This window comes from Methylobacterium sp. 88A (assembly GCF_000376345.1).
Classification (GTDB): Bacteria; Pseudomonadota; Alphaproteobacteria; order Rhizobiales; family Beijerinckiaceae; genus Methylobacterium; species Methylobacterium bullatum.
Map to the genome: position 1 here is coordinate 899,442 of NZ_AQVT01000001.1, position 12,543 is coordinate 911,984.

Annotated in this window: 11 protein-coding genes and 1 pseudogene; 8 read left to right on the plus strand and 4 right to left on the minus strand. The window is 65.5% G+C overall.

What is annotated here, in order from left to right; genetic code table 11:
• Positions 1 to 12: 12 nt before the first annotated feature.
• Positions 13 to 1,287, minus strand: a complete 1,275-nt coding sequence (locus A3OM_RS0104180) for an amidohydrolase/deacetylase family metallohydrolase (protein WP_018042470.1) — start codon at positions 1,285 to 1,287, stop codon at positions 13 to 15.
• 151 nt (positions 1,288 to 1,438) lie between these two features.
• Here A3OM_RS0104180 and A3OM_RS0104185 point away from each other — a divergent pair, with 151 nt between their 5' ends.
• The 3 genes and pseudogenes from A3OM_RS0104185 (at position 1,439) to A3OM_RS26515 (ending at position 3,479) form a co-directional block, all read left to right on the plus strand.
• Complete coding sequence (locus A3OM_RS0104185; protein ID WP_018042471.1) at positions 1,439 to 1,960, plus strand: MarR family transcriptional regulator; 522 nt, start codon at positions 1,439 to 1,441, stop codon at positions 1,958 to 1,960.
• A 442-nt stretch (positions 1,961 to 2,402) separates the two neighbouring features.
• Positions 2,403 to 2,588: pseudogene (locus tag A3OM_RS23465) on the plus strand (IS256 family transposase); the annotation flags it as partial.
• 303 nt (positions 2,589 to 2,891) lie between these two features.
• A complete protein-coding gene (locus A3OM_RS26515; protein WP_280790503.1) occupies positions 2,892 to 3,479 on the plus strand; it encodes a phosphatase PAP2 family protein in 588 nt (195 codons plus the stop codon).
• Positions 3,480 to 3,776: 297 nt separating this feature from the next.
• Here A3OM_RS26515 and A3OM_RS25045 read toward each other — a convergent pair whose 3' ends face one another.
• Positions 3,777 to 4,361 (minus strand): urease accessory protein UreE, encoded by a 585-nt coding sequence (locus A3OM_RS25045; protein WP_081612624.1) that lies wholly within the window; start codon positions 4,359 to 4,361, stop codon positions 3,777 to 3,779.
• Positions 4,362 to 4,581: 220 nt separating this feature from the next.
• Between A3OM_RS25045 and A3OM_RS0104200 the strand changes: the two genes are divergently transcribed.
• The 3 genes from A3OM_RS0104200 (at position 4,582) to A3OM_RS0104210 (ending at position 6,584) form a co-directional block, all read left to right on the plus strand.
• A complete protein-coding gene (locus A3OM_RS0104200) occupies positions 4,582 to 4,851 on the plus strand; it encodes a hypothetical protein (RefSeq protein WP_018042474.1) in 270 nt (89 codons plus the stop codon).
• A gap of 214 nt (positions 4,852 to 5,065) precedes the next feature.
• A complete protein-coding gene (locus A3OM_RS0104205) occupies positions 5,066 to 5,791 on the plus strand; it encodes a TerB family tellurite resistance protein (RefSeq protein WP_018042475.1) in 726 nt (241 codons plus the stop codon).
• 22 nt (positions 5,792 to 5,813) lie between these two features.
• The gene (locus A3OM_RS0104210; protein WP_026175698.1) at positions 5,814 to 6,584 is read left to right on the plus strand and encodes an N-acetylmuramoyl-L-alanine amidase; all 771 of its coding nucleotides are present in this window, start codon (positions 5,814 to 5,816) and stop codon (positions 6,582 to 6,584) included.
• 184 nt (positions 6,585 to 6,768) lie between these two features.
• Here A3OM_RS0104210 and A3OM_RS0104215 read toward each other — a convergent pair whose 3' ends face one another.
• Positions 6,769 to 7,782, minus strand: coding sequence for a TerC family protein (locus tag A3OM_RS0104215; protein WP_018042477.1), 1,014 nt, complete (start codon positions 7,780 to 7,782; stop codon positions 6,769 to 6,771).
• Between the two features lie 327 nt (positions 7,783 to 8,109).
• On the opposite strand from A3OM_RS0104215, the gene A3OM_RS0104220 reads away from it, so the two are divergent.
• Positions 8,110 to 8,919 carry a hypothetical protein gene (locus tag A3OM_RS0104220; protein WP_018042478.1) on the plus strand — a complete coding sequence of 270 codons (810 nt, stop codon included), beginning with the start codon at positions 8,110 to 8,112 and terminating at the stop codon, positions 8,917 to 8,919.
• Positions 8,916 to 10,400 (plus strand): M48 family metalloprotease, encoded by a 1,485-nt coding sequence (locus A3OM_RS0104225; protein WP_244476005.1) that lies wholly within the window; start codon positions 8,916 to 8,918, stop codon positions 10,398 to 10,400. The genes A3OM_RS0104220 and A3OM_RS0104225 overlap by 4 nt, the downstream gene beginning before the upstream one ends.
• 177 nt (positions 10,401 to 10,577) lie before the next feature.
• Here A3OM_RS0104225 and A3OM_RS0104230 read toward each other — a convergent pair whose 3' ends face one another.
• The gene (locus tag A3OM_RS0104230) at positions 10,578 to 12,344 is read right to left on the minus strand and encodes an ABC transporter ATP-binding protein (RefSeq protein WP_026175700.1); all 1,767 of its coding nucleotides are present in this window, start codon (positions 12,342 to 12,344) and stop codon (positions 10,578 to 10,580) included.
• Positions 12,345 to 12,543: the final 199 nt, after the last annotated feature.

Below are 12,543 nucleotides of genomic sequence, written 5' to 3' on the forward strand. Positions count from 1 at the left end.
TGGGTGCCGGGGTCAGGCCGCGATGGCGCTGGGCAGGATCGGCGAGTCGGCGTCGAAGCGGCGACCCGCACGCAGGCAGAAGGCCGGCTGCAGCAGGCGCTGGGCGATGACCTGGGTGTCCTCGTTGTCGCGCAGCAGGAAGCGGCCGCGATGGTCGTGCAGCACCGAGACGTCGGCGGCGAAGCCCGGCGTCAGGGCGCCGATCCGGTCGGACAGGCCCAGCATCTCGGCCGGATGCTTCGTCACCATGGGGACGACCTGCTCGAGGCTGAGGCCCAAAGCCATCATCGAACTCATGGCCTGGGTCAGGCTGAAGCGGGCCTGGCCCAGGAAGGGGTGGTTCTCGTCGTCGTGGTGCTCGTCGGGCGTGCCCGCCGGCCGCGGCACCTCGGTGTTGTAGCCGTGCATGTCGGCGCCCAGCGTGTAGGGCACGACGCCCGCCGGCAGGGAGGCGCGGGCGACCCGATAGGAGAAGTGGCTGCCATGCCCGACATCCACCCGGAGGCCGGCGTCCATCGCCGCCCGGATGATCGGGTGAACCACCCCCTCCTCGTTGATGAAGCCGCCCGGATGCCGGGTGAACGGGTGGGCGAGGAAATCCCCGGGGCGCAGAAGCGGGATCACCCGCTCCATGATGGTGTTGGCGTCCTCGCCGTTGGCGCCGCTCTCGGGCAGGCCCCAGAGTTGGCCGAAATGCACGTAGAGCGGCAGGTCGGCCCGGCGGCTGATCTCGGCCGCCATCTCCATCACCTTGATGCCCCAGCGGGCGAAGCCCCCGATCTCGGCGTGCCCCTTGATGCCGCGCACGAGGTCGCGGTTCTCCACCGCCGACTTCACCGTGGCGTCGATGTCGACTCCGTCCGGGCTGTAGAGGTTCGGATAGAAGTGACCTTCGAGGCCGCCGACCAGATAGGCGGAGAGGAAGGCGTAGATCCGGGTCTCGGCCTTCTCGGAGACGAAGTGGCGAAAGCCCGGCAGGGTCATGCAGGACGCGCCGCCCTGATCGATGACCGTCGTTACCCCCGAGCGCACGCCGACCATGTCCGGCGGAAGGCCGAACCGGCCGGTGACGTATTGGTAGACGTGACCGTGGGTGTCGATCATCCCCGGCAGGACGAGCTTGGCCTGGACGTTCACCACCTCGGTCGATGCGGAGGGGACGATGTGGTCCTCGACGGCAGCGATCCGCCCGTCACGGATCGCGACGTCCTTGATGCCGTCGATGCCAGAAACCGGGCAGATGACCCGTCCGCCGCGCAGCAGCATGTCGTAGCGACCAGCGTCCATCTCGTCTCCTCCATCGTCGCGCGTCGGCCTTCGCCTTGCCTCGCACGGACGTGACCAAGGAAATGCGAAGCATGCTTCGTATATTTCCTTAAGCATGTTATGTGCCAGAAACGGTCCGGGCTTCGGATCGGGAGCGGTAGACGAGACGCAGATGAACGAAAGCGGGCTGGCTGAAGCGGATGCGGCGCCATCACCAGAGGCTCTTCAGCCCCTCGGGACGCATTGGCTTTTGCCGGAGCGGCCGGGATTTCTCATCCGGCGCCTTCATCAGATTCACGTCAGCCTCTTTTCAGAGCGTTGTGGCGCTTTCCGCATCACTCCGCTGCAGTACAGCCTGCTCTCTTTGCTGGCAGAATGCGGCGAAGCGGATCAGACAACCTTAGCCAATGCTGTGGCTCTCGACCGTACGACGACGACCGGCGCCATCAAACGTCTGGAAGCACGCGGATTCGTCGAACGCTCTGCTTCACCGACCGACCGGCGCTCTCAACGCTGCCGGTTGACTCAGGCCGGCCGCGTCTTGCTGAGCCGGATGGAGGCGGCCGCACGACAGGCGCACGACGCGACGCTCGAATCCCTCTCGGAAGACGAGCAAGCGACCCTGATCCGCCTGATGAAGAAGATCACTGCAGCCAACCAACAGCGTCGGGGCAAAGATGAGTTGCTGGGGTGATTGCCGTGCAACGTCCGCCGCATCCGTGTCTCGATGAAGCTCGCGACTGTGAACGCGCAGGCATCGTCGCGGGGCCGGGCAATCCCGTTCCCACGAGTGATCGACCCATTGTGGAGCCTCCAATCGGTCCGGTCGCGCTTCAGATGCCTATCGATGTCTTGCCGCGCCAAAGATATTGATCATTCTCCTCTGTCTATTTATTCACGCAGATCAAACCATAACACTGATTATTACCGATTGGTCGCCCTGCAGATCAGCGCAATTTTATTTTTTACTTGTCTCGGAAGGCAGTTATGTAGGGCGGTGATAAAACCATCCACTGGACCGTCGGCAGGATGCTGAGGGCGTGTCCCGGGCGGTGATGTAGCGCGCGGGATGGTCATTGGCGGTTGCCGGGCGGGGTCCGATTGCGACTGCCAACCGCGAGCCCGAGAGCCCCCTGATGACCGACGAGACGATGCCCCTAAGCGGTCTCATGGAGCAGAGCCCGGACGCGGATTTGCTGAGCGCGATCATCGGCTTTTCGGCCGAGCGGCAGATGGAGTTGGAGGCGGGCGGCCCGAACGGGGCGGCCCAGGGCGAGGAGAGAGCCGAGTGCTTGTTCCAGCGCAATGGTTACTTTGATCGGTGTCCGACGTCAGCACCTGTGGCATTCTCATGACATCACCCGATAAGCCCAAATATGAACCCGAGAGCGATGGTCACCGCCATCGCGATGACGATTGCAACACCGAGTCCAGGATCGGGTCCGACATCCCTAAACCGCATGCCACGCGTCCCCTTTCTCTTCCGTACTTCGGCCGTCCAGCAATGCCTTCGGAGAGGGGATCACGTCCCCGTAAAAGTCTAAGCGCTTTTGCCCATCAGCGTAGACGCGAACGATTTTCAAGGGCGTGCGTTTACGGCCATGCTTGCGCCACCTCCGTTTCGAATGCCGCACTCACAACCTGCCACTGCCGCCCGTCGATTCGAGGCTGCAGACGTGACGTTGGGGCTGAGGCTCGCCGGCGCCAAGGATCATCCTGCCGTTCGCGCATTGGGGCTAGCGAGCGAAATTGGAAGCTGGAAGTCACTGCTAGCTCTATCTGCTAGCACTTTGGCTTTGGGGATAGTGAAGCGCGACCGCCGCCTCGCTGAGGCAGGCCGACACATGCTCCAAGCCGGTATTCTGGCAAGTGTCGTGAAAACGAGTATGAAGCGCACGGTGCATCGGACACGTCCAAACGTCCTAATGGACGAGGGGGTCTACGCGCGCGGGTGGCCCGGAACCAGCAATGGGCCGTGGCAATCCTTCCCCTCCGGTCACTCCGCACTGAGTGCTGCCGTCGCCTGCGCCGCCGTTCGCTCCTATCCGGATGTGAGGAGTACTGCATATGTCGCCGCGGCTGGTGTCGTCGCAGCTCAGGTCCTGCGTGGGGCGCATTTCCCCGCGGACGTGCTGGCGGGCGCCCTCATCGGTGTTGCCGCAGAGTCTGCGGTCAACAGGCTCACGGGCCACCGCCGGAAGGCGCGTTTCTGATCGAGAGTTCGGGGACACGCGGCTCTCGCCCCCTTCCTCACCCGCTTCTCAGCTAGCGCCGAAACGACGCGATACAAACGCTAACCGTATCCTTCAGGCGCGCCGTAGCCTGCCTAAGCTACAGCATTTTTACAGCATGACGTAGTGAGCCCCCACTTTCTCCTCCATGGAGAGCCCCAATCTGTCCAATCCATCATCGGTGCGACGGAAAATCGGATATCGCTGGGTGTCATGGTGTCCGTATGAAAGAGACGCAGCTCCGTTTCAATTGTGCGGCGACCGCTTCCCTTGCCCGCCTCAGTGATCGTGCTTGCAATCGGGGCCATGCACATGGGCATGGCCGTGATTTGCGTGGCCGTGATTTGCGTGGCCGTGATTTGCATGGTCGTGATCGTGCGCATGCGAATGATCGTGACCGTGGTCGTGAGCATGGTCGTGACCGCACTGACTGTGGTCGTGAGCCTCGCGTTCGGGCTTGAAAGCCCGCGAAACCGGGGTCGCGGCGCAACCCTGCCCACGGATCAGTTCGGCATTGGCCGAGGTCGCGGGTACATAGAGGACGTCTGCACCGATCTCCGCCGGGACGTGGTTGCCGCCGAGCTGCCAGGCCAACCGCAGCAGGCGAGCCGGATTCTCCGCCCGTACTTCGAGCAAGGATTCCGCCGCAGCGCGAACGGTCACCAGGCGCCCGTCTTCGAGACGAAACGCGTCACCGTCCTCGATGGAGGCAGCCTTCGCCAGCGCCAGAGTGAAACTCACACCGCCCGCGCCGGTGAGGATCGCGGCTGCTCCCTGCCGTCCCGCATGGTCGAGAGTCACGGTATCCGCCGCGGAATCCGGGCGAATGGCGGCTTTGCGGACGATGGCGGTGGCACGCAGCATGGCTTCCTCGAAACGGTCCTGGGTTTTGTCCGGGCGTCCGGCGAGGGGCGCCCGAGGTGTCTGGCGTGCATCAGTAGAGGGTTTTCTGCCTGAACGGAAAGCGTGGCTGGAACCGTTTCCTCACGTGGTGCATTCCACGAACGGAATGGCTAAGCTACGTTGCGCAAGGTCACCACGGCGATAAGCCGGGCCACAAAACGCACAAGGGAGTCTCGGGACCATGAAGAAGCTCATTGCCGCTACCCTCGCCGGGGCTCTCGCCCTCTCCCTCGGCGCCTGCAATACGCCGCAGGATCGTGCTCTTGGCGGCGCCGGTCTCGGCGCCCTGGCCGGTGCGGCCATCGGCGGCGCTGCCACCGGTCGTGCGGGCGGCGCTCTGGCCGGTGCGGCCATCGGCGGAGCCAGCGGCGCGATCATCGGTGCCGGCACGGCTCCGCGCTGCCCATACGGCACGTATCGCGACGCTTACGGCGACGTGTACTGCCGCTGACATCGTTCTCCCGTTTGGGAGAAGCGGAGGGCCGGGGCGCATGCCTCGGCCCTTTTTCATGTCTCGGAGACAGGACGAGCAGGCGGAAATTGCCGTATGCGGGGCTGACCCGGCGGATGGCCGGTGGACGATGCGCTGCGATGCCGATGCTGCCTCAAGACCTTTTCTATCCCCTTCGCCCAAACGCTGCTGTCGCTGACGATGGTGGCGCGGCGTGAGCGTCGGCATCTGGGGCAAGCTCGGCGGCGCGGGGATCGGCCTCGCCATCGGTGGACCGATCGGCGGGTTGGTGGGCGGAGTCGCCGGTCACTTCCTGGTGGATCGGGAAGGGGCCTTGTTCGGCGCGACGCCGAAGGACGTGGTCTTCACGACCGGCCTCGTGGCGCTCGCGGCCAAGATGGCGAAATCCGACGGGGTGGTGACGCCTTCCGAAATCGAGGCCTTCGCCAAAGTGGTGCAGGTGAGCGACCGGGAGAAGCCCGGGGTCCAGCGCCTGTTCGACCTCGCCAAAGGCACCTCGGCAGGGTTCGAGGCCTATGCGCGACAGATGGCAACGGCGTTTCAGGATGAGCCGGCGTTGCTGGAAGACGTGCTCGACGGCCTGTTCCATATCGCCAAGGCCGATGGTGCGATCCATGAGGCGGAAGAACGCTACCTGCGTGCCGTCGCCGAAACTTTCGGGTTCGACGACGTTGCCTTCCGGCGCATTGCCGCCCGGCACGTGCGCCTCGCCGACGACCCCTATCTCGTGCTCGACCTCGACCACGAGGTGACGGACGCGGAGGTGAAAGCCCGGCATCGTGCCCTCGTCATGGAGAACCACCCGGACCGGGCGATCGCCCGCGGCGTTCCGCCCGAGGCGGTGAAGATCGCCACCGCGCGGCTCGCCGCGATCAATGCCGCCTATGACCGGATCGCCGCCGAGCGAGGGCTGCGCTGACACGCAACGGGAGAGCTGCCTCATGAAGCCTATTCCGGAAAGTCCGGTGGCGACCAGCGTGATGCCGTCGCCCAACCACGGCGAGCGCAGGGGCGGTCCGCCGACCATGCTGCTCCTGCACTACACCGGAATGGAGAGCGCGGCCGCTGCCCTGCAGCGTCTCGCGAACCCGATCTCCGAGGTATCGGCGCATTACGTCGTGCTGGAGGACGGACGAGTGATCCAGATGGTGCCGGAATCGCGCCGCGCCTGGCATGCGGGGGCCGGTGTATGGGGGCGCACGGCCTCCGGGCTGGAGCGAGACATCAATTCGCGCTCCATCGGCATCGAGATCGTCAATGGCGGGCATGTCGGCGGCTTGCCGCCTTACCCGTCCAAACAGATCGACGCGGTGATCGCGCTTTCCCGGGACATCATCGCCCGCTGGGGCATCGCACCGTGGCACGTGCTTGCGCATTCCGACGTGGCGCCGGAACGCAAGGAGGATCCCGGCGAGCATTTCCCCTGGGATCGCCTGGCGGCAGCCGGGGTGGGGCATCACGTGCCGGCGGCGCCCATTCGCGACGGCCGCTTCTTCGCCGAGGGGGATGCAGGCCAACCGATCGAGGCGCTTCAAGCGATGTTCGCGCTCTATGGCTACGACATTCCGGTGACCGGGATCTTCGACCCGCGAACGAAAGCCGTGATCACCGCCTTCCAGCGCAGATTCAGGCAGGAGCGCGTGGACGGCGTCGCCGATGCATCCACGATCACGACGTTGCGGGATCTCCTGGCCGGATTGCCGTCACGCTGAGCGGCGCGCCGCCGCGCGGGATACGGCTTGCATCGTACGACGCACGTGGTGTGGCGGCCATTCGCACCGGCGACGCCATGAAACGACGTCGATCGGTCCATGCCCGGTGCCCTTGTGCGGCCCCGTCGCTTGGCTCGCTCGACCGGACGCAGGAGTAGGTGGATGGACGACGAAGGCCATCTGATCAGGCGCGTTGCGACACCCTGTCCGTACCCTCGTGCTTTGCCACGTCCCGCGTGCGCCACAGGCTGTAGGCGACGCCACCGGCGAGCAGTACGAGCGTGACCGCCAGGGATACCCACGGCGGTACGTGGACGAGGTCGAACGTGTCTGCGACCACGATCTTGGTGCCGATGAAGATGAGAATGAAAGCGAGGGCCGTCTTCAGGTAGGCGAAACGGTCGACCATCGCGGCAAGGGCGAAATACAGAGCGCGCAGGCCGAGAATCGCAAAGATGTTCGAGGTGTAGACGACGAAGGTGTCCGTGGTGATGGCGAAGATCGCCGGGACACTATCGACGGCGAAGATCACGTCGGCACCGTTCACGAGAATCAGGCCGAGGGCGAGAGGCGTGAACCACAGCACCGACTTCCCGGTCTCGGGATCCGCCTTACGGACGACGAAGCGTTGGCCATGCATTTCGGGCGTGATGCGCATCACCTTGCGCAGCACCCGCACCATGGCGTTGTCCTGGATGTCGCCGGCCTCCTCTTCCTTTCCGAACAGCATCTTCAAACCGGCGAAGATCAGGAAGGCGGCGAAGATCGACAGCACCCAGGCCGCCTGATGCACCAGGGCGGCACCGAGCCCGATCATCAGACCGCGCAGGAGAACCGCGGCGAGGATGCCCCAGACGAGAACCCGGTGCTGGGCGGCGCGGGGAATGCCGAGGGACGTGAGAATGACTGCGATGACGAAGACGTTGTCCATGGACAACGACTTCTCGACCACGAGGCCGGCGACATATTCCTGGGCGGGCTGAGCACCGAAGTACCACCAGATCCAGCCCCCGAAGGCAAGGCCGAGGCTGAAATAGAACGCGGTGAGGAGAAGGCTCTCCTTCACGCCGATCTCGTGGTCCTTGTCCCGGTGCAACAGGCCGAGATCGAAGGCGAGAAGGCCCGCGACCAGGGCGTGGAAGCCGAGCCACATCCAGACAGGCTTGCCGAGCCATTCGATGAAGAGAAAGTCGACCATTCGGGACCGTCGATGCTTTGCGAAACGCAGGAAAGCATCGGCTCCGACATCACGGAAGGCGTAGACGCGCATCCGCCAGAGGGGCCCGCAGCCGATTGCCGTCACTTGGGATCCGCAGGGACGGGAATCAAGGGATGTCCCGGCAGCGTCGAAGGCCCTTGTCGCGCAAGGGAGTTCGGCCGCGTCCGCCTGCGTGGCTTACGGTGTGGCTTACTGGCCGCATGACGGGGCAAACCACCCGGTCCTGCCCTCGTTTCCTTGTTTTGCCGCGATGCGAAGCCCCAGAATGGTATCTGGTTGCTCCGGTTCGGATCCGGATGGGCGAGGATGCAGCGCGTGATGATCGGGCGGCGGATCGAACGCATCCTGAGGACAGCGAGCATGGCGCTGGTTCTCGCCGGGGCGGCGCGTGCCGAAGCGGCGCGGTCCGTGGCGCCCCAATGCGTGGGTGGGCCGACGCGACAGGAGGCGCTCGCCGGGCTCGGGGAGCGTGGCGAGATGATCCTGGCATCGGGTGATCGCGCCGTACTCGACGGGATCCGTTGGCCGGTGGAGGATGACGGCGCCGCGCGTGCCTGGATGCTCGACCATCGGCACCGTACGCTGACCCTCGTACCGCGCGGGGAGATCGACCGCTGGGGCCGTATGCATGTGGATGCGGCCGTCTCCGACGAAGCCATCGACCTGGCCGGTGGCTTGATCGAGGAGGGGCTCGCTTATGCCGATGCGGGGGAACGCGATACGCTCTGCCGGCCGGCCTTGCTGACCCTGGAATCCGGGGCTCGGGCGGCCGCCCGCGGCCTGTGGCGGGCTGGTGTCCGCGAGGGCCGGGACGGTGCTGCGTTGCGTGAGGCCACGGGGCGTTTCATCGTGGCGCAGGGCCGGGTCGTGAATGTCGGCGAGCGTCCGGCGCGGACCTATCTCGACTTCGCCAAACGAGGCGAGGATGGCTTGACGGTCACCGTGTCGAAGCGCACTTGGCGGCGGCTGCGCGAACGTGGTCTGAATATGGCGGCCCTGCGGGGGCGCATCGTCCGGGTTCGGGGAATCGTGGAAGCGTGGCGCGGCCCCACCCTCGACATCGCGAGCGCAGACATGATCGAAGTTCTGGATGAGGAGCGGACGCTTCGGCGCTGAACGGTATGAGCGGGGGGCAGACACGACATCGCGGATATGGAGCGGTCCGAACCGGGCTGCTCGTCTCGACGCTCATTCTGACCGGTTGCAGTTCTGACCAGAGCGGCGTGGTCCTGCAGCCGGCGGCGATCAAGGTGCCCGTCGAGGCGCCTCGGACCACCGGCCGGGAGCGCACCGCATCCGATGCCGACCATGCCAAGCTCGTGGCGTCGTTCGGCGGGGAATACCGCTCGCCGGCGGCTCTGCGCCTGCTGACCGAGGTGACCGACCGGTTGGTGAAGGCCACCGATCGTCCCGAGGAGACCTACGCGGTCACGCTGCTCGATTCGCCGGTCATCAACGCCTTCGCGCTGCCGAATGGCCGTCTCTACGTGACGAGAGGCTTGCTGGCGCTCGCCAGCGATACGTCGGAGATCGCCGCCGTCCTCGCCCATGAGATCGCCCACGTCACCCTGCGCCATGCCACGGCCCGTACCGAGCTCGCCCTGCGCTCCCAACTGGTGAGCCGGGTGGTCGCCGACGTCCTCAACGATCCGGCCACCGGCGCGCAACTCCAGAACCAGTCGAAATTCGCCCTGGCCCGCTTCTCCCGCGATCAGGAGCTCGAGGCCGATGGGATCGGCGTGCGGACGCTTGCCCGTGCGGGCTACGATCCGTTCGGCGCGGGGCGGTTCCTCAACTCCCTCAACCGCACCACCAACATGAAGACCGGGACGGGCATGGCCGGCGAGCCCGACATGCTCGCCACTCATCCGGGCACGAGCGAACGGATCAACCTCGTCACCCGAGCCGCGCGTCTCATCGGCGCGCCCGGCCTCGGCGTCGATGAACGCGCCCGTTACCTCGCCGCCATCGACGGGATCGCCTATGGCGACAATCCGGGCGACGGCATCGTCAAGGGCCGCCGCTTCCTTCATCCGAGCCTCGGCATCGCCTTCGAGGTGCCGGAGGGGTTCACCATCGAGAACACGCGGAACGCCGTCCTCGGTGCCACGGGGGAGGGGAGCCGCCGCCTCCTGTTCGATCAGGTCGAAAGCCATGTGGGCCAGAGCCTGGAGGAGGTGTTGCGCGCCACGTGGAGCGACAGCATCGAGGCGAGTTCGGTGGAGAACCGCATGGTCGCCGGCAACTCGGCGGTGACGGCGATGTCGCGCGGCAAGGACTGGACCTTCCGCCTCGCTGCCGTCCGGGTCGGAGAGACGACCTTCCGCATGATCATGGCCGCCAAGGGCAGCACGGATCCCGACGGTGCGTTCCGGCGCTGGACCGAAAGCCTGTCCGGCGTCGGCCCCGACGAGGTGAAATCCCTGCGCCCGTTGCGCATCCAGGTGGTGACCGCCGGACCGGCCGATACGGCCGACGAGATGGCACGCAGGATGGTCGTTCCGGATCGTCCCCTCGACCGGTTCCTCGTGCTCAACGAGCTGGAGCGGGGCGCCGTCATCCGTGCGGGACAAAGCTACAAGCTCGTGGTCGAGTAACGAGACACGGGCGAGGCCGCGCGCGAGGCCCGCCTTACATAGCGTTGAATGATGCCACCGGCATTTCCCATCCCTCCCGGATGATGGAGGGTGCGGTGATTGTTCCAAAGCCCGATCGCGCGGCTTCTCTCATCCGCGCGATCGAGGGTTCTGGGGTGTCTCCATTCGCCTGGTCGGTCAGGCGGCGGCCAAAGCCGCCATCGACATCGATTCCTTCTTCATCAACTCGCGATAGAACCCGTCGAGATGGGTGAGCTTGTCCGGTGAGCCGTCCTGAATGATACGCCCGCCTTCCAGCACCACGATCCGGTCGAAATCCTTCAGCGTCGAGAGACGATGTGCGATCGCGATGACGGTGCGGCCCTTCATCAGGTTGGCCAAAGCGTGCCGGATCGCCTCCTCGGAATCCGCGTCGAGGGCCGACGTGGCCTCGTCGAGCAGGAGAATCGGCGAATCCTTCAGGATCGCGCGGGCGATGGCGATACGCTGGCGCTGACCGCCGGACAGCTTCACGCCCCGGTCGCCCACGATGGTGTCGAAACCTTCTGGCAGTGCCTCGATGAAATCGGTGCAATGCGCCGCCGCGGCGGCCTTCCAGACATCCTCGTCCGATGCGTCCGGCCGGCCGTAGCGGATGTTCTCGCGCAGGGTCCGGTGGAACATCGAGACGTCCTGCGGCACCACGGTGATGGCCTCGCGCAACGAGTCCTGGGTCACGCGGTTGATGTCCTGGCCGTTGAGCAGGATCTTCCCGCCCTGAACCTCGTAGAAGCGCTGGAGCAGCGAGAACAGGGTCGACTTGCCGCCGCCCGACTTGCCCACGAGGCCGATGCGCTGGCCGGCTTCGATCTTCACGTTGAAGTCCGTGAACACCGCGCGCCCATCGGGATAGGAGAAGGCCACGTGATCGAAATCGATCTCGGCGCCCGTTCCCGACAGCGGCATGGCCTCCGGATGGTCGATCAGGTCGTGCGGCTGAAGCAGGGTATGCAGGGCCTCCGAGAGGCGGGCGGTATGCTGGGTCGCATCCACCAGGGCCACGGCCAGGTCGCGGGTGGCGGCGAGGATGCGGATGCCGAGGGTGCAGACGAGGACCACCTGACCGTTCGTCGCCTGGCCGGCTTCCCACATGATGATGGCCCAATAGAGCAGACCGAGCACGGCGAAGACCGTCAGGATCGCGTGAACGATCCGCAGTTTCTCCAGGTAGAGCAGCGACGACCGGCGCGAGCGCATCTCGACGCCGATCGTGCCGTCGAAGCGCTTGTACTCCCGCTTGAACGCCGAGAAGGCCCGGACGAGCGGCATGTTGCCGACGAGGTCGACCATCTCGCCGTCGACGCTGGCGGCCTTGGCGGCGAAGTCGTGGTGGAGCGGCTTTCCCGCAGCCGCCATCTTGAACATCAGGACGACGACGGCGGCGAAGATGCCGGCCAGGACGCCCGCCATGGTGAGATTCACGGTGCCGATATAGATGATCGACAGGAAGGCCGCGACGCAGGGCGGCATCACGTTGAACACGAACATGTTCTCGACCGTGAAGATCGCGTTCGAGGTCGCCGTGATGCGCGAGGCCAGGGTGCCCGGCTGCCGGTCGGCGAAGAAGGACGGCGAGTGGCCGGTCATGTGCCGGAACAGATCGCGGCGGATATCACCCGTCACACCGACGAAAGTGAAGGACCCGACGAGACTCGCCACGCGCCAGAGCATGTTGTCGGCGGCGATGAAGGCGATGAGGATCGCCAGCGCCCCCCAGATCAAGCCCGCGTCGGGTCCCTTGCTGAGGGCATCGACGACGCCCTTGAGTGCGTAATCGGTACTCACCGAGAACGCGACGGCTCCGAGGACGGCGCAGAGGATCACCAGATGCGGCAGTGCCCGCCGCTTGAGATAGCGGGCGACGAACGCGAAGGGCCTGTCGGCGTAGACGCAGAGGTCTTCCATATGGGTGACCATCCCAGTGCTCGTTTTTAACTGACGGATGCTCGCGCGATCCCGCAAGCAGGCCGCACGGAACCGTGAACTTATAGGTCGCAACGCTAATCTCGTCCAAGCGTTGCGGGCGACCGTCAAGCTTGCCCGTTTGTAGAGAGGAAACCTGAACGGGTGTTGAGCGGCAAGCGAATTCGGTGCCGTCCCACCC